Genomic DNA, 22,378 nt, shown 5'->3' with positions numbered 1-22,378 from the left:
AACGCGCGGCGAATCACCACAGAAACCGGTTTCAGTCGTATGATGAGGATTCCTTTACGCTGAGGCAAGCACAAGACTGTACCCGGTTTCATTTTCGTGAGCAGTATCAAATTTAACCATTCATCAGCGGTTTTACGCCAACTGTAAAGCAGGCTCGCAAACGTTTGCTTTCCCTGTTAGAATTGCGCCGATTTTTCTTGCTTACCGCAAACGCGTGGAGACTTCGCAGTGACCGATAAAACCTCTCTCAGCTATAAAGATGCCGGCGTGGATATTGATGCAGGCAACGCTCTCGTCGACCGTATTAAGGGCGTGGTGAAGAAAACCCGTCGCCCGGAAGTGATGGGGGGACTGGGCGGATTCGGCGCGCTGTGCGCACTGCCGCAGAAATACCGCGAGCCGGTACTGGTCTCCGGCACCGACGGCGTCGGTACCAAGCTGCGTCTGGCAATGGATCTGAAGCGTCACGACACTATCGGCATCGATCTGGTCGCTATGTGTGTGAACGACCTGGTGGTTCAGGGTGCTGAGCCGCTGTTTTTCCTGGATTATTACGCGACCGGTAAACTGGACGTCGATACCGCGGCCAGCGTCATTAACGGCATCGCCGAAGGCTGCCTGCAGTCCGGTTGCGCGCTGGTAGGGGGTGAAACCGCTGAGATGCCAGGGATGTATCACGGTGACGATTACGACGTAGCGGGTTTCTGCGTCGGGGTGGTGGAAAAATCAGAAATCATCGACGGCAGCAAAGTGGCCGACGGCGACGTGCTGGTGGCGCTGGCCTCCAGCGGCCCGCATTCCAACGGCTACTCGCTGGTACGTAAAATTATCGAAGTCAGCGGCGTCGACCCGCAGACCACCGACCTTGACGGCAAACCGCTGGCCGACCATCTGCTGGCGCCGACCCGCATCTATGTGAAATCGGTGCTCGATCTGATCGCCAGCGTCGACGTCCACGCTATCGCCCACCTGACCGGCGGCGGCTTCTGGGAAAACATCCCGCGTGTGCTGCCGGACAACACCCAGGCGGTGATTGATGAGTCCTCCTGGCAGTGGCCATCCGTCTTCAACTGGCTGCAAACCGCGGGTAACGTCAGCCAGCATGAGATGTACCGCACCTTTAACTGCGGCGTGGGGATGGTTATTGCCCTGCCGGCAGCGGAAGCGGACAAAGCGATTGCTCTGCTGAACGAGAAAGGTGAAAGCGCGTGGAAAATCGGGTATATCAAAGCCTCCGATTCCGAACAGCGTGTGGTCATTGCATGAAAAACATCGTGGTGCTGATTTCCGGTAGCGGCAGCAATTTGCAGGCGATCATCGACGCCTGCGGCCGGAAACAGATAAACGGCACCCTGCGTGCGGTATTCAGTAACAAGGCCGATGCGTTCGGCCTTGAGCGCGCGCGCGCGGCCGGCATTCCAGCCCATGCACTGGCGCAAAGTCAGTTTGCCGACCGGGAAGCGTTCGATCGTCAGCTGATGCATGAAATCGACGCCTACGCCCCGGATCTGGTGGTACTGGCGGGCTATATGCGTATCCTCAGCCCGGCATTCGTCAGCCACTATCAGGGACGCCTGCTCAATATTCATCCTTCGTTACTGCCGAAGTACCCTGGCCTGCACACCCATCGCCAGGTGCTGGAGAACGGTGACGAGGAGCACGGCACCTCGGTGCATTTCGTCACCGATGAGCTCGACGGTGGGCCAGTTATCCTGCAGGCCAAAGTGCCGGTCTTCGCCGGCGATAGCGAAGATGAGGTCACGGCGCGGGTTCAGACCCAGGAACATGCCATTTATCCGCTGGTCATTAGCTGGTTCGTCGATGGGCGTCTGCGTATGGAAGGCAACCACGCCTGGCTGGATGAGCGACAGCTTCCCCCCCAGGGTTATGCCGCCGAAGAATAAACCCCAGCCCTGCGTTTCCACACCGCGGGGCTTTTTTTTTTCATTAAAATTGTTTATTAATCAATCATCTCACAGAAATATTTCTTCTTACTGTCATATTGTTGTGACACAGTAAATCGCTATGCAGAAAAATTCGTCATAATAGTCTACGTCCTGTGAGTAAAACGGAGTGTGAGCGGTAATGGGCCAGGAAAAGCTATACATCGAAAAAGAACTCAGCTGGTTGTCTTTTAACGAGCGCGTGCTGCAGGAAGCGGCGGACAAGAGTAACCCGCTGATTGAGCGCATGCGCTTCTTAGGGATCTACTCCAACAACCTTGATGAATTTTACAAAGTACGCTTCGCCGAGCTTAAGCGGCGGATTATTATCAGTGAAGAACAAGGCAGTACCGCCCATTCTCGCCACCTGTTAGGCAAAATTCAGGCCCGGGTTCTGAAGGCCGACCAGGAATTTGATAGTCTGTACAACGAACTGCTGCTGGAGATGGCGCGTAACCAGATTTTCCTCATCAACGAACGTCAGCTGTCCGTCAATCAGCAGGCCTGGCTGCGCAACTACTTCAAGCAGTATTTACGCCAGCACATCTCGCCGATCCTGATTAACCGTGAAACCGACCTCGTGCAGTTTCTGAAAGATGATTACACCTATCTGGCGGTGGAGATTATCCGCGGGGAAAACATCAACTATGCCCTGCTGGAAATCCCGTCAGATAAAGTGCCGCGCTTCGTGAATCTGCCGCCGGAAGCGCCGCGCCGTCGCAAACCGATGATTTTACTGGATAACATCCTGCGCTATTGCCTGGATGATATTTTTAAAGGCTTCTTCGATTACGATGCGCTGAACGCCTACTCGATGAAGATGACCCGTGACGCCGAGTACGATCTGGTGCATGAAATGGAGTCGAGCCTGATGGAGCTGATGTCTTCCAGCCTCAAGCAGCGCCTGACCGCCGAGCCGGTTCGCTTCGTCTACCAGCGCGATATGCCGGACGCGATGGTCGAAATGCTGCGTGATAAGCTCTCCATTTCCAACTATGACTCAATGCTGCCGGGTGGTCGCTACCACAACTTTAAAGACTTTATCGGTTTCCCGAATGTCGGTAAGGCCAATCTGGTGAATAAACCCATGCCGCGTTTGCGTCATCTGTGGTTTGATAAATTCCGCAACGGCTTCGACGCCATTCGCGAACGCGATGTGCTGCTCTACTACCCCTATCACACTTTTGAGCACGTGCTGGAGCTGCTGCGCCAGGCCTCGTTCGACCCCAGCGTACTGGCGATCAAAATCAACATCTACCGGGTGGCCAAGGATTCGCGCATCATCGACGCGATGATCCACGCCGCCCACAACGGTAAAAAAGTGACCGTGGTGGTGGAGCTGCAGGCGCGCTTCGATGAAGAAGCCAACATTCACTGGGCGAAACGCCTGACGGAAGCGGGGGTCCACGTGATCTTCTCCGCGCCGGGGCTGAAGATCCACGCCAAGCTGTTCCTTATCTCACGTAAGGAAGGCGATGAAGTGGTGCGCTACGCCCACATCGGCACCGGAAACTTCAACGAAAAGACCGCGCGGATCTACACCGACTATTCACTGTTAACCGCCGATGCGCGCATTACCAATGAAGTCCGCCGCGTGTTTAACTTTATCGAAAACCCCTACCGCCCGGTAAGCTTCGATTACCTGCTGGTGTCGCCGCAGAACTCGCGCCGTCTGCTGTATGAGATGATCGACCGCGAGATCGCCAATGCGCAGAACGGGCAACCGTCCGGGATTACGCTGAAGCTGAACAACCTGGTGGATAAAGGGCTGGTGGACAGACTGTACGCCGCCTCCAGCTCCGGCGTGCCGGTCAATCTGTTGATCCGCGGCATGTGCTCGCTGATCCCTGGACTGGAAGGTATCAGTGAAAATATTCGCGTCATCAGCATTGTCGACCGTTTCCTGGAGCACGACCGGGTCTACTGTTTTGAAAATGGTGGCGATAAACAGGTCTGGCTCTCCTCTGCCGACTGGATGACGCGTAATATTGATTATCGTATTGAAGTTGCCGCTCCCCTGCTTGATCCACGTCTGAAGCAGCGGGTACTGGATATTTTTGATATCTTGTTCAACGATACGGTAAAAGCGCGCTATCTTGATAAAGAACTGAGTAATCGCTATGTGCCGCGCGGCAATCGCCGTAAAGTACGCGCACAAATGGCGATTTACGATTATCTCAAATCACTCGAACAACCCGACTAACCTATGCCACTAAACGAAAAAACCCCTCGGCCGCAGGAATTCGCTGCGGTCGACCTTGGTTCGAACAGTTTTCATATGGTGATCGCCCGTGTCGTCGATGGCGCCATGCAGATCATTGGACGCCTGAAACAACGCGTACATCTGGCCGATGGCCTCGATGAAAACTCGGTGTTGAGCGAAGAAGCCATGACCCGCGGGCTGAACTGCCTGTCGCTGTTTGCCGAACGTCTGCAGGGGTTCTCCCCCTCCAGCGTTTGCATCGTCGGAACGCATACGCTGCGTCAGGCGACCAACGCGGCAGAGTTTCTTAAACGCGCTGAAAAAGTGATCCCCTACCCGATCGAGATCATCTCCGGTAATGAAGAAGCGCGCCTGATTTTTATGGGCGTTGAGCATACGCAGCCGGAACGCGGACGCAAACTGGTGATTGACATCGGCGGTGGTTCAACCGAGCTGGTTATCGGTGAAGATTTCGAGCCCCGGCTGGTAGAAAGCCGCCGCATGGGCTGCGTGAGCTTCTCGCAGGCCTACTTCCCCGGCGGAACCATCAACAAAGAGAATTTCCAGCGTGCTCGCCTGGCGGCGGTCCAGAAGCTGGAGACGCTGGCCTGGCAGTTCCGTATTCAGGGCTGGACCGTGGCGCTGGGCGCCTCCGGCACCATCAAAGCCGCGCAGGAAGTACTGGTGGCCATGGGTGAGAAGGACGGATTTATAACGCCAGAGCGCCTCGAAATGCTGGTCAGTGAGCTGTTAAAGCATAAAAACTTCGACGCGCTCAGTCTGCCCGGTCTCTCTGAAGATCGCAAAGCGGTCTTTGCCCCCGGGCTGGCGATTCTGTGCGGCGTGTTTGACGCGCTGGCCATTAAAGAGCTTCGTCTGTCCGATGGGGCGCTGCGCGAAGGCGTGCTGTACGAAATGGAAGGCCGCTTCCGCCATCAGGATATTCGCAGCCGTACAGCACAGAGCCTGGCGAATCAGTACAATATCGATCGCGAACAGGCGCGCCGGGTGCTGGAAACCACCACCCATATGCTCGAGCAGTGGCAGGAGCAGAATCCCAAGCTGGCCAATCCGCACCTCGCGGCGCTGCTGAAGTGGGCGGTGATGCTCCATGAGGTGGGACTGAATATCAACCACAGCGGCATGCATCGCCACTCGGCCTATATTTTGCAGAACAGCGACCTGCCGGGTTTCAACCAGGAGCAGCAGATGCTGATGGCCACCCTGGTGCGCTATCATCGCAAAGCGATAAAACTCGACGACCTGCCGCGCTTTACGTTGTTCAGGAAAAAGCAGTTTCTGCCGCTGATCCAGCTGCTGCGCCTGGGCGTGCTGCTGAATAACCAGCGTCAGGCCACCACGACACCGCCAACCCTGCGGCTGCAAACGGAAGCTCACCACTGGACGCTGACGTTTCCGCACGACTGGTTTAGCCAGAACGCGCTGGTGCTGCTGGATCTGGAAAAAGAGCAGCAGTACTGGGAAGGCGTGCCTGAGTGGCTGCTGAAGATCGCTGAAGAAGAGCCAGACGCCTGACCAAATCGGTGGATATCATCAGAGCCGGGCCATCGCGCCCGGCTTTTTATTACTTCAGGCGGTCATCCCCTCCGCCAGTTGCGCCAGGGGAACCGGTACGCCGATATCATAACCCTGCATATAATCGATCCCCAACTCGATTACCGCCTGGCGTATCTCCGGCGACTCCACATATTCGGCCACCACCTGCATGTTCTTCATGCGCGCCAGACGACAAATAGAGTCCACCACCTGGTAATCGAGACTGCTGGCAAGCAGATTGCGAATAAAGCTGCCGTCAATCTTCAGGATGTCGACGTTCATGGTTTTCAGGCGAGCATAGCTGGCGTAGCCAGTACCGAAATCATCAATCGCCACCCGGCAGCCCAACGCCCGCAGATGCTCTAATGTCTGACAGACCAGTTCCGGGTTACTGAGCGCATAGTTCTCGGTTAGCTCGAAAATAATCTGCCAGGGCTCTATGTTGTAAGTCTGCAGCAGATCTTCCACCTCCCGGGGAAACTGGCTGCGGCTCAGAGAAACAGGAGAGAGATTGACCGCAAGCCGCAGGCCAGGCAGCGCCTGCCGGTTGGTATCCATAAAGTCCAGCGTGTGCTTGATGACCCACTGATCCACTCGTGAGGAAAGGCCAAATTCGTGCGCCACCGGCAGGAACGCGTTTGGCCCGATCAGTTCACCCGACTCTCCTTGCATTCGCAGCAAAACTTCGTGGTAGCGATCGCCACGAATGCCCTGAATAGGCTGCGCCATCAGGACAAAATGGTCTTGTTCCAGCGCCTTGAGGATGCGGTTCATCATCACGACTTTATCTTTCAGATCCTGCTGAACATGACCGGCGCCACGGCGCTGCATATTTTCCGGATGACCGCTGGCCAGCGACATGTCGGCAATGGTGTTCAGCTCACCAAGCAGCAGATACAGATGCTTGACCGGCGAACGAACGTTGCAGTAGCTCATGCCAATCCGCGGCTGCAGGGGAACCCCATCCCAGTGAAAACGAAACTGCCGCAGGGAACGGTCAATTAAGTGAATGCGTGCCTGGTGCCCCTCACTGTTGAGGCGAAAAACTAAATCATGGCCGGCAAGGTGATAAACCGCCTCATTAGGCTGCAGCAGCGCGCTCAGGTGGTTCGCCAGCATTTGCTTATACTGAATGCGTAACAATACGCCGTAATGGCGCCCCAGCAGCTCCAGTTCAGGAATACGTAGAAAACACAACGTCGACCAGCTCGTACTGTTGAGCGCCCGGCTCAACGCCCGCAGATTAGGCATGTGTACGACCGGGTCAAGGAATGCCATCTGCCGGACGCGAGCGTAGATCAACCGCTGCTGTGTCGCCAGCATCGCCGTATAGGCAACAATAAACGAAAATACCAGATAGCTTGAGGAGGTGATTGCCAGCTGTGTGTTATAGCTCGGATACACCGGTAAATAGCGGTAATGAAAATGAATTACGGTGATCAGCACTGGCGTCCAGATCAGCGAGATAAAGCGATAGCCAAAACGCATCGCCCCCCAGAGCATCACAGGCATAAGCAATGACAATGTATAATTCGTGCTAAATATTGTGCTGGTATTATTTAATGGCATCAATAATAACCCGAGCAACAAAATTAATATTGCCACCCAGCAAAAGATTTCCAGCTTTTTTATTTTTGGATCAATTTGTAACCGAATTTGCGAAATAAAGCCGCGAACATGAAAAGGATTACGAATGATCCGCAGCAGCAAATAACACAACGGTACCCCCGTCAGACATCCCACCATCAGCGCCTGAAAGGTAATTAACGACCGTAAACTAAACGGCGTAATGCCGGTCATCTCCGTCGTGCGCGGATGAAGGCCCAGATATTCGGCGATCTGGGACAGAATCAGAAAAATGACCGAGGGGAGTAGCATTTGCCAGAACAGACGATGCGGCATCAGTTTGACGTTACCATGCGAAACCTGCTGGCGTCGCGGTACAAAAATACGGTATCCGCCCCAGCAGAGCACGCAGGGAATGAGAAAATGGAATAACATGCCTATCGCCTGCTCGGGCGCCATGCCGTTGGCCAGAGTTAACAACAGGCCGATAATAATGCCCGGAATTGCCGCCCAGCCAAAAAACATCATCAGGCTGAGAACCAGCGCCAGGGGAAGATAATACAGGAATACCATATGACCATTCAGCATGGTAAATGTATTCGCCCATCTGGCAAGAGGTAATAACAGCGTTGGCAGGATAAGCGGCAAGGCCCACCATTTGTCACGATATTGTTGATAGTATTTTAATAAATTCATAGGTGCTCTACAGAGAGCCTCTGCTCCCGCGAGGCATATTCAGGCAGGCATCCAACCACCCCATGCTGACCGTAAAAGTAATAACGATACGGTAATGTCCGCTGATTTTAGTGGTCAAGAGAATGAGTCAGTTGATATAAATCAACAAATATCGACACCAACATTAATAAAACTTATTTTTACCTCGTTTCACGGCTAATAAAGTGAGCATGTAAATACGATGATTATCTTATATAACATTAATTAATGTTTTCACTGCGGCACTTTTACATCTGCATCAATTGACCCCACCTCGTTCCTGTGCCTTAATACCCCCATCGCCCATCTTCGGGTATACTTCAAGGAACCTTTTGTGAGTCAGGCACCCAGTATGCGCAAACGACATCGATTTAACCGTCGCATGACCCGTATCGTACTGCTTATCAGCTTTCTCTTCTTCTTTGGACGTTTTGTCTACTCCTCCATCGGCGCCTGGTACCATCATCAGGATAAAAAAGCCTCGCAGGAGTCAACGCTTACCGTCGAGCCCACTGCCCGCGAGTAGCCCTTCATCTGAGACGGAAAGCGTCCTCCGCAGACTGAGCCCATTTTCAATGCAACATCTCTGTTGAGGTCTGTTTTGCCACCCGCGATTCATACGCGAACGGCCTGCAGCAGGCGTAGTAATGCCACGATACCTTTTGTCACGATTTTGTCCTGACGCATGACGATCGCCAGCTATCGAAACCGCCGCGGCACAGGCAGGGTAACCAACCCGAGCCAGAGCTGGTTCACCTCCACCGCCCGGATGCTATCCAGCATATTGCCGGTCGTCCCCCTCACGTTCACCGCCGGTCTGTAAAAACGGCTCCAGCTGAAGCACCTGCAGGCTGCCGGTGACTGGCACGGGTGCATGGAGCGAGTAACGTGCAGGCCGAACGTGTTGAAAAATAGTCAACAACGGCCACTGACCAATCGATAATAAAAAACGGGTTGCCAGAACAAGAAATGACACATTCACAGTGCACCGTGATATCTCCGCCTGCGCGTTTAGCGATATGGCATAAATTCATTCACCATGCAAATTACTCACCATGATAATATTCATAATAATCATTAATAACGGCGATCGATTCGCTGAAATATAAGCATTTACCCTCGCATCGCGAAAAATAACGATACCTACTGTATTTTTCGCTTGCATAATGAACCCAAAAATAAAGCCAGTTGCCATCGGTAACAATAACCACACCTCCGGAAACACTATTAGCTTTACTCTTTCTTCGTCGAAAACGTACGAGCATAGCAAAGAATGGGCGCTAATTTTAATACCGTAGCAAAACCCGGTGGCAACAGATGTAATCTGGCCTGTCGGTATTGTTTCTATCTGGAAAACGAGGTCCCCCGTCCCGGGGATACCGCCATGGACGACCGCACGCTGGAGGCGTACATTCACAACACCATTTTATCAACCCCAGCAGAAAACGTGGAGTTCTGCTGGCAGGGCGGCGAACCCACTCTATGCGGTCTGGATTTTTTTGAAAAAGTGGTTAACCTCCAGCAGCGTTATCGCGGTAACAAAACTATCGCTAATAGCCTGCAAACAAACGGCATCTTGCTGAACGATAAATGGGCTCGCTTTTTGCGCCGCCACGGATTTCTGGTCGGATTATCCATTGACGGCCCTGCGTCTCTCCACGACACCTGGCGTACGACACGCTGCGGAAAACCCTCCTGGACAAGAGTCGTGCAGGCCATAGATTGCCTGCAGCGGCATAACGTCCCGATTAATGCCATGGTAGTGGTCAGTCGTTCGTCGGAAAGCCAGGGAAAAAGCCTCTATCGCTGCCTGAGTCGTGAACTACATCTCCATCATCTACAGTTTATTCCTCTCGTAGCCCCCTCTGCTCCCTGGTCAGTTACCCCTGCGGGTTGGGGCAAATTTCTGAGCAGTGTTTTCGACGACTGGCTGGAAAATGATGTCGGCAAGGTATTTATCCAGTATTTCGATAATCTGCTCGGCGTGTGGGCCGGCCAGCCCGCCACGCTCTGTACGATGCAACCTGTATGCGGGCAGAGTTTACTGGTGGAGCAAAACGGCGATGTGTACAGCTGCGATCACTTTGTTTCTGCGGAATATAAGCTGGGTAATCTGAAGCAGGATGCGATGGCGGCGATGGCGAACTCGCCATTTCAGCAACAGTTCGGGAAGCGAAAAGCCCAACTCTCTGCCCGCTGTCAGGGCTGTCACTGGCGCTTTGCCTGTCACGGGGGATGCCCTAAACACCGTATTTTGACGCATGACGACGAGGCGCAGAACTTTCTGTGTCACGGTTATTTAACTTTTTTCCGCCATATCACGCCCTATATGAATGTCATGAGAAGGCTTTTATTAAATTGCCAACCGCCCAACCTCATTATGAGTCTTATCCCGGAGATTCGGCAAAATATATTAAAATTAACGGAGTCTGAAGATGAAAGAACCAAATAAAATAGATGGAAATCGCCGCGATCTCCTCAAAGGTTTGGGGATTGCTGCTGTCGTTAGCCTGTTACCAGAAACGGGAAGCGCCAGGCAAAATAATACCGCCCCGAAAGCGGAATGGGATATTCCTTTCACCGGCGAGATCCCAGACACAATGCCCGAAGGCTACAATATTTTATTGATAACCTGCGATCAGGAACGTTATTTCGATCGGTATCCCTTTCCGGTGCCAGGCCGGGAGCGCTTGATGAAAACCGGCATAACCTTTACCCACCATCAGAATACCGCTAACGTTTGTACACCATCGCGCTCTGTCATGTACACCGGCCTGCATATGCCGCACACCAGGATGTTCGATAATCTTGGCTTCCCGTGGATGAATTACGATCTGGATCCTGAATTACGCACGGTGGGCCACATGATGCGTGAGCTGGGTTATTACACCGCGTATAAAGGGAAATGGCATCTTACCCGGGAGATCGATCAGCCAGTCGCCGGTCAATCGGTAGAAGAAATGGACCTGGGCGATATCCCGACGCCGCGACTGCATCAAATTATGGAAAAGTATGGTTTCTCTGATTATCACGGCATTGGCGATGTGATTGGTAAAAGTAAGGGCGGCTATTTCTTTGACTCAGTCACCACGGGGCAGACCATTAGTTGGCTACGTAACACTGGCCGCCCGCTGAATGATGAAAATAAGCCCTGGTTCGCGGCAGTAAACCTGGTTAACCCCCACGATGTGATGTTTATCGACACCGATGAGCATGGCGAGCAGGTGCAGTGGAAAGGCCCAATGGATAAAGAAAACCACACCCTGCTGCCAACCCAACCCCCACACAACCAAATCTATCAGCAAAGCTGGCCAGACTATCCGCTGCCTGCGAATCGCCATCAACCCCTGGACGAGCCAGGCAGACCTGCCGCCCATAAAGAGTACCAGAATGCCAGGGCGGTGATGGAGGGACAGTTCCCGGATGAAGACCGGCGCTGGCGCAAATTACTGGATTATTATTTCAACTGTATTCGCGATAACGACCAGCATCTTGAGGCGATCCTCAATGAACTTGATAATCTTCAACTGACGCAAAATACCATCATCGTCTTTACCGCCGACCATGGGGAACTCGGAGGCTCTCATCAGATGCATGGTAAAGGTTCCTCGGTGTATAAAGAGCAGATCCATGTGCCAATGATCATCCGCCATCCGGCGTATCCGGGAAATATCCGCTGCAATAGTTTAACTAATCATCTGGATTTAGTACCGACACTGATTGGCCTGACTGGACGCGATCGCTCGCTGCGAGAGAAAGTGCTGGAGGGCAGAAAAGGCCGGGATATGAGCCCCTTACTGGCGCATCCTGAGCAAGCGGGCTTAAATGCGCTGCGTCCGGGTTCGCTTTATTGTTACGGCATGATCCTGTATATGGATGCACAATACACGGCAAAATTCAGAAAGCTGGCTGGAGAAAAGCTGCCGCACGATCAATTTAAAAAAGCGATCGCGTCACTCCATCCTGATTTTTCCCATCGCTCAGGGATCAGGATGATCAACGATGGACACTATAAATTTGCCCGCTACTTTTCGCTAAAGCAGCATCATATTCCTGCTACCCTGGCTGAGCTGCTGGAGAATAATGATGTTGAACTTTTCGATCTGGTTAACGACCCCGAAGAAAATCATAACCTCGCCAGAGAGCCAGAGAAGTACCGGGATCTGTTAATGAGAATGAACGATAAACTCAATCAACTCATTGCCGCAGAGATTGGCGAAGATGATGGCAGCTATATGCCCCCCTTTGAAGGCGGCCAGTGGGATCTGACGGCGGCCCAGATGCATCAATATATGCGCGATTAGCGCACGCCGCTCAGCAGAAATCAGGTGATGTAGTCGATAAAAAAACCCTCTGTAGAGACAGTAATGCCGATCAGTTAAGGATCAGTTGATCGATCCAGTGGCTGTGTAAGAATCCGGAAATGCTCACCCGTTTCCGGATTTTTTTATGCACATTGGACAGGCTCTTGATCTGGTATCCCGTTACGATTCTCTGCGTAACCCACTGACTTCTCTGGGCGACTATCTGGACCCGGAACTCATTTCCCGCTGTCTGGCCGAAGCCGGTACCGTCACCCTGCGCAAGCGTCGCCTGCCGCTGGAAATGATGGTCTGGTGCATTGTCGGCATGGCGCTTGAACGTAAAGAACCCCTTCATCAGATCGTCAACCGTCTGGACATCATGCTGCCGGGCAGTCGTCCCTTCGTCGCCCCCAGCGCGGTGATCCAGGCCCGTCAGCGTCTGGGAAGCGAAGCCGTCCGCCGCGTATTCTCGCAGACAGCACAGCTCTGGCATAACGCCACGCCGCATCCACACTGGTGCGGCCTGACCCTGCTGGCCATTGATGGTGTGTTCTGGCGCACACCGGACACACCAGAGAACGATATCGCCTTCCCCCGCCAGACGCATGGCGGAAACCCGGCACTCTACCCACAGGTTAAAATGGTCTGCCAGATGGAGCTGACCAGCCATCTGCTGACGGCAGCAGCCTTCGGCACGATGAAAGACAGCGAAAATGCGCTCGCGGAGAAACTTATAGAGCAAACCGGCGATAACACCCTGACGCTAATGGATAAAGGCTATTACTCACTGGGTCTGCTGAACGCATGGAACCAGGCGGGAGAACACCGGCACTGGCTGATCCCTCTGAAAAAAGGCGCGCAGTACGAAGAGGTCAGAAAACTGGGTAAAGGCGACCACCTGGTGAAGCTGAAAACCAGCCCGCAGGCACGAAAAAAGTGGCCGGGTCTGGGAAATGAGATGACAGCCCGCCTGCTGACCATCACGCGCAAAGGAAAAGTCTGCCATCTGCTGACGTCGATGACGGACGCCATGCGCTACCCCGGCGGGGAAATGGCGGATCTGTATAGCTATCGCTGGGAAATTGAGCTGGGTTACCGGGAGATAAAGCAGACGATGCAACTGAGCAGGTTGACACTGAGAAGTAAAAAGCCGGAGCTTGTGGAGCAGGAGTTGTGGGGCGTGTTGCTGGCTTATAATCTGGTGAGATATCAGATGATTAAAATGGCAGGGCAACTGAAAGGATACTGGCCAAATCAGCTGAGCTTCTCAGAGTCCTGCGGGATGGTGATGCGGATGCTAATGACGTTGCAGGGCGCTTCACCGGGTCGTATCCCGGAGTTGATGCGTGATCTTGAAAGTATGGGGCAGTTAGTCAAGTTACCGATAAGGAGGGAAAGGGTCTTCCCAAGGGTGGTGAAAGAGAGGCCTCAGAAATACACCACCGCCCTGAGAAAGGGCCAGTCAGTTGCTTAACTGACTGGCATTACTGTAGAGACAGAGGGTTTCGTTTCATTCAGCTAACGCCGGGAATTATTCACATTCTATTACTAACTTGTAAGTATCCCGCATAATCGTGCCATTCATATTTAGAGATCATCCGGCATAATCAATCTGCCAACGAAGGAGATCGCTATCGTCAATGCCTGATAAGCGGTTGAAGTCGGAAGAATCGTTAAACATGTCTGCCAAGAGGCCGGTATATCTGAAGCCACCTTGTACAACTGGAAGTCCAGATACGGTGGCATGGAAGCTTCTGAAATTAAAAAAATCAAGGATCTTGAGGACGAGAATCGTCATCTCAAACAGATATTTGCCGACCTAAGCCTGGAGAACCGGGCACTGAAAGACGTTATCGAAAAAAGCTTTAAAACCAGCCTTTAAGCGTGAGCTGTTCACTCATCTCGTAACGACGTTCGGACTCAATATTCGTCAGGCCTGCCGGAGTCTCAATCTAAGCAGAACGGCTTACCATTACCACCCGGATACCACGCGTGATGAACCCATTATTGCCGCCCTGCAGGCAGCGGCTGAGCAATACCCACGATACAGTTTTCCGAAGCTTTACCAGGTTCTGCTACGGCAGGGATACCCGCGGAATCACAAAAGGCTTTACTGTATTTACTGTCTGCTGAAGCTGATTTTTGACGTAAGGGCAAACAACAGCTGCAGGTACGCAATCCCTCACCACTGGCTACGCCGAAAACGCTGAACCAGAGCTGGTCTGCCGATTTTATGCATGATGTGCTGACCTGTGGCCGTCGTTTTCGCACGTTCAATGTCGTTGATGACTTTAACCGTGAGGCGTTGTCGATTGAAATAGATCTGAATCTGCCATCTCCGCGAGTAGTCTGTGTGCTCGACATGATCGCGGAAAACCGCGGTTATCCGGTCATGCTGCGCATGGAAAATGGTCCGGAATTTATCTCTCTGGCGCTGGCTGAATGGACAGAGAAGCATACAGTAAACTAGAGCTTATCCAGCCGGGTAAGCCGAAACAAAACTCTTTCATTGAGCGTTTTAACAGGTCATATCGTAAAGAAATACTCGATTTTTATCTGTTCAGAACGCTGAATGAAGTACGTGAAATGACGGGAAAATGGTTATCAGAATACAACTGTGAACGTCCGCATGAATCGCTGAACAGTATGACACTGGAGGAATACCGACAGCACTATAATTTGGCTGAAACTCAAAAAATGCACGGGACTAAAACGAGTCTATTTACATTGAGGCTTATTGGGTATATAAATCTTATTGAATAGAGAATAGGTTTGGAATACGCTTAAGCAATTCGCGACAGCAGTCCATTAGTAATGCGTTATACAAAAATATTAAGGAGTACCAGTGGTATTCAGTAAATTTGCAAAAAAGCAAAATGCGGCACTTTTTCTAGGTGCTCCAGAAGCAGAAGCAGAATCGCTGCCGACTTCTAAAGTATCATTATTTGATGTTTATGAAGATCATCACGATTTGTTCGGTGAACTGTCGAACGAAAAATTTATCGTTGTCGGTCGAAAAGGGTGTGGGAAAAGTGCATTTGCTGAGTATGCATACACCCTATCAAAAGGAGATGCAAATCTGTTCTGCTCTTTTATTCGACAAGATGTTGTCAATATGGAAACTCTTGTTCAAATAGGTGCTGTCGAAGGTAATGAGTCACATAGCAAAGAATATTTGTTCAAATGGTTAATCTATACACATATATTGAAATTATTCTTTGAAAATGAAGCATCCCAGGATGCAAAACAATTTGGATTATTAAAAGAATTTTTGAAGAAAAACTCTGGATATATTGATATTGATAAAGGCGAAATATTAGAGCTTGTCAAAAAACATAAATTTGAAGTCAGCATTGAGCAATTTAAGAGATTTTTTAAAGGGAAATATGGTCAGGATGTAGAAATAAAGGAATCCAGAGCTGCATATTATAAATTACTGCCTCATTTAGAAAGAGTTATAGTTTCCGTTTTACAATCACCTTTGAATGTGGAGAATGAAAATTCTTATGTCGTATTCTTTGATGACTTAGATATTGGGTTTAATGCAGAAAATAAAGACTCTGTAGATACAATTATAAATCTACTTAGAATATCCAAATATGTCAATAATAATATTTTCTCCAAAAATAACATTCCAGCCAAGGCAATTATTTTGATTCGTGATGATGTCGAAAGAATGCTATCCCCCTTGGGGGCAGATATTGCAAAATTGTTCTCTAGCTATGCAACTAGTCTAGATTGGTATCAAGAAGAATTCCTAAATAAAGACAAAGAGAATGAATTGGGTTTAAAAAAACTAATAGAGAAACGTGCAAAGAATGCATTTGTAAAATCATGTATTCCTATGAGTAAATCATCAGCATGGGAAAGTTTAGTAAGTGAAGAATTCGCACCAAAGTCTAGTTTTAAGTACATTTGTGATCATACATATTTCCGTCCTAGAGACTTAATATTATTTTTTAAACCGCTAGAAACCGGAAGATATGAGATACCATTAAATAAATATAGTGTAAATGGTTTGTTGGGTCAATATGCTTCGGAGTTAGTTAAAGAATTAAATAATGAACTATCTTCATTTTATAGCACAATACAAATACAAAATATTTTTGACTCATTAAAATTAATAGACAAGAAGTATAACTGCCAGTACGAGCAAGCTAAAGAAATCATAGAAGACAACTGCAATGAGATTGATTCTGAGCTTCTTTTAGAAGACTTGTTTAATAGATCCTTAATTGGGACAATCGATCGGGGTAATAACTTTGTGAAATTTAAACATAAAATTTCCAAGAAAGAGGTTGTTGAATATAGTATTGATAAAAATGCTTATATAATTGTTCATAGCGGTTTGAAAGTTTACTTACAGAACCGATGATTTTTGTATACCAAAGAATTTAAGAGCGATTGCGATTCCCAACGCTTGGCATTTTCGAGGGCGTTCAGAATTCTGTGTCACGTTAACATTACTATAGCGTCATCACATTATTCAGCCGCCCTTAAAAATAAATGGCTAACTGCGATAATGTCCAAATTCTAGCCATTTGATAACCGCATAACCATTTCTCAGCCCATGCACCAAAAGTCTCCGCATCTTTGATACGCGCTTTATCTCTGGCTTTTTCCCTCGCTGGCGATCTTCCACCGGCAACCATTTTTTTAGCTTCATTGAGCCGTTCACGCGCTTCTGCAAGCGTGATCCCTCCCACACCATAGCGGCCAAAAGTAACGGTCTCCTGTCTTCCGTTTATTGAATAGTTATAACGAAATGAGATCGTTCCAGCCGGAGTGACCGCAACATACAGACCATCACGGTCATTAACTTTATAGAGTTTCTCCTTCGGCTTAAGGTAACGCAGCCTGGTGTCAGTCAACATGGTTTATTGTTTTCCTTTATCAAAAAATACCATGTTGTAAAAAATTCAGAAAAGTTATTTAACTATCTGTTTTTAAATGATTTATAAAAAACAAATACCATAACTCAACCGAAATTTATCACATAGTACTTTTTCAAACCTGAATTCAAAACCAGAGAGTACCATCAAAAATTCCATTGAAAAAACCGTGCTTCCCATTGCTTACAGCTGCCAGAAAGTGCCAGACATAAAAACAAAAAAACCCGCAGTTACGCGGGCTTAGAGGTACTTTACTGCTTTTACGTGCAGGCTGTTGCCAGACGCAAAATCATTCCCACTCAATGGTTGCTGGCGGCTTGCCGCTGATGTCATACACCACGCGGGAGATACCGTTCACTTCATTGATGATGCGGTTAGAGACGCGGCCGAGGAAATCATACGGCAGGTGCGCCCAGTGCGCGGTCATAAAGTCGATGGTTTCCACCGCACGCAGGGAAACCACCCAGTCGTATTTACGGCCATCACCCATCACGCCGACGGAACGAACCGGCAGGAACACGGTAAACGCCTGGCTAACTTTGTTGTACAGGTCAGCTTTGTGCAGCTCTTCGATGAAAATAGCGTCCGCACGACGCAGCAGGTCGCAGTACTCTTTCTTCACTTCGCCCAGCACACGCACGCCAAGGCCCGGGCCCGGGAACGGGTGACGGTAGAGCATGTCGTACGGCAGGCCCAGCTCCAGGCCGATCTTGCGCACTTCGTCTTTGAACAGCTCACGCAGCGGCTCAACCAGGCCCATCTTCATCTCTTTCGGCAGGCCGCCCACGTTGTGGTGAGATTTGATGACGTGCGCTTTACCGGTGGCGGAAGCAGCAGATTCGATAACGTCAGGGTAGATGGTACCCTGCGCCAGCCATTTGACGTCGTCCAGCTTCAGCGCTTCTTCGTCGAACACTTCCACGAAAACGCGACCGATAATTTTACGCTTCGCTTCCGGATCGCTTTCACCCGCCAGCGCATCGAGGAAGCGCTGCTCGCCTTCAACGTGAACAATGTTCAGGCCAAAGTGGTCGCCGAACATCTCCATCACCTGCTGCGCTTCGTTCAGGCGCAGCAGACCGTTGTCCACGAACACGCAGGTCAGGTTTTTGCCGATAGCGCGGTGCAGCAGCATCGCGGTAACGGAGGAGTCCACACCGCCGGAGAGGCCGAGGATCACTTTGTCGTCGCCAACCTGCTGGCGGATACGCTCAACGGCGTCGTCGATGATTTTAGCCGGGGTCCACAGGGCCTCACACTGGCAGATGTCGCGCACGAAGCGCTCCAGCATGCGCATCCCCTGACGGGTATGGGTCACTTCCGGGTGGAACTGCACGCCGTAGAAACGTTTTTCTTCGTTGGCCATAATGGCGAACGGGCAGTTGTCGGTGCTGGCGACGGTGACGAAGTCAGACGGGATGGCGGTGACTTTGTCGCCGTGGCTCATCCATACGTCCAGCAGCGGTTTGCCGTCTGCGGTCAGGGAGTCTTCGATACCGCGCACCAGCGCGCTGTCGTTAACCACTTCAACCTGCGCGTAGCCAAACTCACGCTCGTTTGAGCCTTCTACATGGCCGCCCAGCTGCATCGCCATGGTCTGCATACCGTAGCAGACGCCAAATACCGGCACACCGGCTTCGAACACATACTGCGGCGCGCGCGGGCTGTTCTCTTCGGTGGTGCTTTCCGGGCCGCCGGAAAGAATGATGCCGCTTGGATTAAATTCGCGGATCTGTGCTTCCGTGACATCCCATGCCCACAGCTCACAGTAGACGCCCAGCTCACGCACGCGACGCGCCACCAGCTGAGTATACTGAGACCCGAAGTCGAGGATGAGGATGCGATGTTTATGAATGTTTTCCGTCATTGACGCTAATTCCGAGGCAAGTGAAACAGAGTAAATAAATCGCCCGACGCGAGGTCGGGCGAAGAAATCAGGAGCCCAGACGGTAGTTCGGGGACTCTTTGGTGATGGTCACGTCGTGAACGTGGCTTTCCTGAATGCCCGCACCGCTGATGCGTACGAATTCAGCTTTGGTACGCAGCAGGTCAATGGTACCACAGCCGGTCAGGCCCATACAGGAGCGCAGGCCGCCCATCTGCTGGTGAATGATCTCTTTCAGGCGGCCTTTATAGGCCACGCGGCCTTCGATACCTTCCGGCACCAGTTTGTCAGCAGCGTTATCGCTCTGGAAGTAGCGGTCAGAGGAGCCTTTGGACATGGCGCCAAGGGAGCCCATTCCGCGGTAGGATTTGTAAGAACGGCCCTGGTAGAGTTCGATTTCACCCGGGGATTCTTCGGTACCTGCCAGCATAGAGCCGACCATCACCGCGGCCGCGCCGGCAGCGATGGCTTTGGCGATATCGCCGGAGAAACGGATACCGCCGTCAGCGATAACCGGAATACCGGTCCCTTCCAGTGCTTCCACCGCGTCGGAAACAGCGGTGATCTGCGGCACGCCCACACCGGTGACGATACGGGTCGTACAGATGGAGCCCGGGCCGATACCCACTTTCACCGCGCTGCAACCGGCTTCCGCCAGCGCGCGCGCGCCTGCACCGGTGGCCACGTTGCCGCCGATGATTTGCAGGTCCGGGTATTTCGCGCGGGTTTCACGAATGCGCTGCAGGACGCCTTCAGAATGACCGTGCGAGGAGTCGATCAGCAGAACGTCAACGCCCGCGGCCACCAGCGCGTCTACGCGCTCTTCGTTGCCGGCACCGGCGCCGACCGCCGCGCCTACGCGCAGACGGCCCTGCTCATCTTTACAGGCATTCGGTTTACGTTCTGCTTTCTGGAAATCTTTAACGGTGATCATGCCGCGCAGGTGGAAGCTCTCATCCACGACCAGCGCCTTCTCAACGCGTTTTTCATGCATCTTAGCGAAGACCACTTCGCGGCTTTCGCCTTCACGTACGGTAACCAGGCGCTCTTTCGGGGTCATATAGACGCTGACCGGCTGGTTCAAATCGGTGACGAAACGCACGTCGCGGCCAGTGATGATACCGACCAGCTCGTTCTCTTCGGTAACCACCGGGTAGCCGGCGAAGCCGTTACGCTCGGTCAGCTCTTTCACTTCACGCAGGGTGGTGGTTGGCAGAACGGTCTGCGGGTCGGTGACCACGCCGGACTCATGTTTCTTCACGCGACGAACTTCTTCCGCCTGGCGCTCGATGGACATGTTTTTGTGAATAAAGCCGATGCCGCCTTCCTGTGCCAGGGCAATAGCCAGACGCGCTTCCGTTACGGTATCCATGGCTGCAGAGAGCATAGGAATATTCAGACGAATGGTTTTCGTCAGCTGAGTGCTGAGATCGGCAGTATTCGGCAGAACGGTAGAATGAGCGGGAACGAGGAGGACGTCGTCAAACGTCAGGGCTTCTTTAGCGATACGTAGCATGGGCAATATCTCGACCAGGGTGGATAAATATTGCCGTGGCATTATACAGAGCGTAACCGATTGCATCTACCCTTTTTTGCAAATAATACTTGCCATCCCCTCTGAGCGCGTTACTATCGACTGAATAACCTGCTGATTTAAAGTTTGATCTTGCTCACATGTTACCCTCTCAATCCCCCGCAATTTTTACCGTAAGCCGCCTCAATCAGACGGTGCGTTTGCTGCTTGAGCGCGAAATGGGCCAGGTTTGGATCAGCGGCGAGATCTCTAACTTCAGCCAGCCCTCCTCCGGCCACTGGTACTTCACCTTAAAAGACGATAACGCCCAGGTGCGCTGCGCGATGTTCCGCAACAGCAACCGCCGGGTGACGTTTCGCCCACAGCACGGGCAGCAGGTGCTGGTTCGCGCCAACATCACCCTGTATGAGCCGCGCGGCGACTACCAGATTATCGTCGAAAGCATGCAGCCCGCCGGCGAAGGGTTGCTGCAGCAGAAGTATGAGCAGCTGAAAGCACAGTTAACGGCGGAAGGACTTTTCGAGCAAAAACATAAGCAGGCTCTCCCCTCCCCCGCCCACTGCGTCGGCGTCATCACCTCGAAAACCGGTGCCGCGCTGCATGATATTCTCCATGTCCTCAGGCGCCGCGATCCCGGGCTGCCGGTTATCATCTACCCAACCGCGGTCCAGGGTGACGACGCCCCCGGGCAGATTGTGCGCGCCATCGCGCTGGCCAACGCGCGCCAGGAATGTGACGTGCTGATTGTCGGGCGCGGCGGCGGCTCGCTGGAGGATCTGTGGAGTTTTAACGATGAGCGGGTGGCGCGGGCTATTTTCGCCAGCCAGATCCCCATCGTCAGCGCCGTCGGCCATGAAACCGACGTCACCATCGCTGATTTTGTTGCCGATCTGCGGGCACCGACCCCCTCTGCCGCCGCGGAGATCGTCAGTCGCAACCAGCAGGAGCTGCTGCGCCAGCTGCAGGCCGGGCAGCAGCGGCTGGAGATGGCGATGGACTATTTTCTCGCCAGTCGCCAGCGCCGCTTTACCCAGCTGTTCCATCGCCTGCAGCAGCAGCACCCGCAGCTACGGTTAGCCCGCCAGCAGACCGCCCTGGAACGCCTGCGTCAGCGGATGCGCATCGCCGTGGAGTCGCAGCTTAAGCGCGCCGAGCAGCAGCAAAAGCGCACCGTTCAGCGTCTGAATCACTACAACCCGCAGCCGCGGATCCATCGGGCGCAATCGCGGATCCAGCAGCTGGAATACCGGCTGGCGGAAAATATGCGTAGCCGCCTCAGCGAGCGGCGCGAACGATTTGGCAACGCGGTGACCCATCTGGAAGCAGTGAGTCCCTTAGCCACCCTGGCGCGCGGCTACAGCGTCACCTCAGTGAGGGACGGTACGGTGCTGAAGCAGACAAAACAGGTCAAAACCGGCGATCTGCTCACCACCCGCCTGAAAGACGGCTGGGTCGAAAGTGAAGTGAAGCAGATCGCGCCGGTGAAAAAAACGCGGGCCAGAAAGTCTTCATCCACTAAACCAGCGGAATAAATTCCACCCGTTTTTTCGAGATCAGGCCGTGCCCGTGCTGGCAAAAGTAATCCACCGCGCCGCACGCCTTGAGTACCTCCAGCGGCTGGTGGCATTCCGGGCAGCGGGCCTCAAGGGTAAATACCCTTTCGCACTGGGCGCAATGCGCGCTGCTGCCTTTGACATCTAACGGTGCGTGGCACAGAGGGCAATCAAGTTCCATAACCATTCCTTTCAACGTTTATCTGCACCTATTTTATCATGTTCCG

Annotated in this window: 14 protein-coding genes and 3 pseudogenes; 11 read left to right on the top strand and 6 right to left on the bottom strand. The window is 52.1% G+C overall.

What is annotated here, in order from left to right:
* Positions 1-228: 228 nt before the first annotated feature.
* The 4 genes from purM to ppx all read left to right on the top strand — a co-directional run bounded on the left by purM (position 229) and on the right by ppx (position 5,682).
* Positions 229-1,266, top strand: a complete 1,038-nt coding sequence (purM, locus tag B8P98_RS07320; RefSeq protein WP_025711497.1) for a phosphoribosylformylglycinamidine cyclo-ligase — start codon at positions 229-231, stop codon at positions 1,264-1,266.
* Positions 1,263-1,904: a phosphoribosylglycinamide formyltransferase gene (gene purN / locus B8P98_RS07315; protein ID WP_087805102.1), complete on the top strand. Its 642-nt coding sequence runs from the start codon at positions 1,263-1,265 to the stop codon at positions 1,902-1,904. Before purM ends, purN begins: the two co-directional genes overlap by 4 nt.
* A gap of 181 nt (positions 1,905-2,085) precedes the next feature.
* Positions 2,086-4,146, top strand: coding sequence for a polyphosphate kinase 1 (gene ppk1, locus B8P98_RS07310; RefSeq protein ID WP_002913838.1), 2,061 nt, complete (start codon positions 2,086-2,088; stop codon positions 4,144-4,146).
* 3 nt (positions 4,147-4,149) lie between these two features.
* Entirely contained in the window at positions 4,150-5,682 is a 1,533-nt protein-coding gene (gene ppx, locus B8P98_RS07305) for an exopolyphosphatase (RefSeq protein ID WP_025711500.1), read from the top strand.
* A gap of 54 nt (positions 5,683-5,736) precedes the next feature.
* Here ppx and B8P98_RS07300 read toward each other — a convergent pair whose 3' ends face one another.
* The gene (locus B8P98_RS07300; protein ID WP_025711501.1) at positions 5,737-7,965 is read right to left on the bottom strand and encodes a sensor domain-containing phosphodiesterase; all 2,229 of its coding nucleotides are present in this window, start codon (positions 7,963-7,965) and stop codon (positions 5,737-5,739) included.
* Between the two features lie 370 nt (positions 7,966-8,335).
* On the opposite strand from B8P98_RS07300, the gene B8P98_RS07295 reads away from it, so the two are divergent.
* Positions 8,336-8,509, top strand: coding sequence for a YfgG family protein (locus B8P98_RS07295; RefSeq protein WP_025711502.1), 174 nt, complete (start codon positions 8,336-8,338; stop codon positions 8,507-8,509).
* An 89-nt stretch (positions 8,510-8,598) separates the two neighbouring features.
* Here B8P98_RS07295 and B8P98_RS31565 read toward each other — a convergent pair.
* Positions 8,599-8,682 (bottom strand): annotated as a pseudogene (locus tag B8P98_RS31565) (LysR substrate-binding domain-containing protein); the annotation flags it as partial.
* Positions 8,683-9,256: 574 nt separating this feature from the next.
* Here B8P98_RS31565 and B8P98_RS07290 point away from each other — a divergent pair.
* From B8P98_RS07290 to B8P98_RS07270, 5 genes and pseudogenes are all read left to right on the top strand, one after another.
* Positions 9,257-10,435, top strand: a complete 1,179-nt coding sequence (locus B8P98_RS07290; RefSeq protein WP_025711503.1) for an anaerobic sulfatase maturase — start codon at positions 9,257-9,259, stop codon at positions 10,433-10,435.
* Complete coding sequence (locus B8P98_RS07285; RefSeq protein WP_025711504.1) at positions 10,419-12,287, top strand: sulfatase-like hydrolase/transferase; 1,869 nt, start codon at positions 10,419-10,421, stop codon at positions 12,285-12,287. The genes B8P98_RS07290 and B8P98_RS07285 overlap by 17 nt, the downstream gene beginning before the upstream one ends.
* A 145-nt stretch (positions 12,288-12,432) precedes the next feature.
* Positions 12,433-13,761 (top strand): IS4 family transposase, encoded by a 1,329-nt coding sequence (locus B8P98_RS07280; RefSeq protein WP_080896980.1) that lies wholly within the window; start codon positions 12,433-12,435, stop codon positions 13,759-13,761.
* A 180-nt stretch (positions 13,762-13,941) separates the two neighbouring features.
* Positions 13,942-15,050: pseudogene (locus tag B8P98_RS07275) on the top strand (IS3 family transposase); the annotation flags it as partial.
* Positions 15,051-15,132: 82 nt separating this feature from the next.
* Positions 15,133-16,662 carry a P-loop ATPase, Sll1717 family gene (locus B8P98_RS07270; RefSeq protein WP_025711506.1) on the top strand — a complete coding sequence of 510 codons (1,530 nt, stop codon included), beginning with the start codon at positions 15,133-15,135 and terminating at the stop codon, positions 16,660-16,662.
* A gap of 160 nt (positions 16,663-16,822) precedes the next feature.
* Here B8P98_RS07270 and B8P98_RS07265 read toward each other — a convergent pair.
* The 3 genes and pseudogenes from B8P98_RS07265 to guaB all read right to left on the bottom strand — a co-directional run.
* A pseudogene (locus B8P98_RS07265) lies at positions 16,823-17,161 on the bottom strand (Arm DNA-binding domain-containing protein); the annotation flags it as partial.
* Positions 17,162-17,468: 307 nt separating this feature from the next.
* A complete protein-coding gene (gene guaA, locus B8P98_RS07260) occupies positions 17,469-19,046 on the bottom strand; it encodes a glutamine-hydrolyzing GMP synthase (RefSeq protein ID WP_004201905.1) in 1,578 nt (525 codons plus the stop codon).
* Between the two features lie 67 nt (positions 19,047-19,113).
* The gene (gene guaB / locus B8P98_RS07255) at positions 19,114-20,580 is read right to left on the bottom strand and encodes an IMP dehydrogenase (RefSeq protein ID WP_004151980.1); all 1,467 of its coding nucleotides are present in this window, start codon (positions 20,578-20,580) and stop codon (positions 19,114-19,116) included.
* 158 nt (positions 20,581-20,738) lie between these two features.
* Between guaB and xseA the strand changes: the two genes are divergently transcribed.
* The gene (xseA, locus tag B8P98_RS07250; protein ID WP_025711702.1) at positions 20,739-22,130 is read left to right on the top strand and encodes an exodeoxyribonuclease VII large subunit; all 1,392 of its coding nucleotides are present in this window, start codon (positions 20,739-20,741) and stop codon (positions 22,128-22,130) included.
* Here xseA and B8P98_RS07245 read toward each other — a convergent pair.
* Positions 22,114-22,332, bottom strand: a complete 219-nt coding sequence (locus B8P98_RS07245; protein WP_004144303.1) for a zinc ribbon domain-containing protein — start codon at positions 22,330-22,332, stop codon at positions 22,114-22,116. The genes xseA and B8P98_RS07245 overlap by 17 nt on opposite strands.
* Between the last annotated feature and the right edge of the window lie 46 nt (positions 22,333-22,378).

Source organism: Klebsiella quasivariicola, assembly GCF_002269255.1.
GTDB classification, from domain to species: Bacteria; Pseudomonadota; Gammaproteobacteria; order Enterobacterales; family Enterobacteriaceae; genus Klebsiella; species Klebsiella quasivariicola.
The sequence above is the reverse complement of the archived record's forward strand: the minus strand, read 5'-3'. Positions and strand labels throughout refer to the sequence as shown.

Coding starts and splice junctions, on each gene's coding strand:
- B8P98_RS07285 (WP_025711504.1), top strand. CDS start 10,419: ATGAAAGAACCAAATAAAATAGATGGAAATCGCCGCGATCTCCTCAAA.
- B8P98_RS07245 (WP_004144303.1), bottom strand. CDS start 22,332: ATGGAACTTGATTGCCCTCTGTGCCACGCACCGTTAGATGTCAAAGGC.
- ppk1 (WP_002913838.1), top strand. CDS start 2,086: ATGGGCCAGGAAAAGCTATACATCGAAAAAGAACTCAGCTGGTTGTCT.
- B8P98_RS07295 (WP_025711502.1), top strand. CDS start 8,336: ATGCGCAAACGACATCGATTTAACCGTCGCATGACCCGTATCGTACTG.
- B8P98_RS07300 (WP_025711501.1), bottom strand. CDS start 7,965: ATGAATTTATTAAAATACTATCAACAATATCGTGACAAATGGTGGGCC.
- purN (WP_087805102.1), top strand. CDS start 1,263: ATGAAAAACATCGTGGTGCTGATTTCCGGTAGCGGCAGCAATTTGCAG.
- xseA (WP_025711702.1), top strand. CDS start 20,739: ATGTTACCCTCTCAATCCCCCGCAATTTTTACCGTAAGCCGCCTCAAT.
- guaA (WP_004201905.1), bottom strand. CDS start 19,046: ATGACGGAAAACATTCATAAACATCGCATCCTCATCCTCGACTTCGGG.
- guaB (WP_004151980.1), bottom strand. CDS start 20,580: ATGCTACGTATCGCTAAAGAAGCCCTGACGTTTGACGACGTCCTCCTC.
- B8P98_RS07280 (WP_080896980.1), top strand. CDS start 12,433: ATGCACATTGGACAGGCTCTTGATCTGGTATCCCGTTACGATTCTCTG.
- ppx (WP_025711500.1), top strand. CDS start 4,150: ATGCCACTAAACGAAAAAACCCCTCGGCCGCAGGAATTCGCTGCGGTC.
- B8P98_RS07290 (WP_025711503.1), top strand. CDS start 9,257: ATGGGCGCTAATTTTAATACCGTAGCAAAACCCGGTGGCAACAGATGT.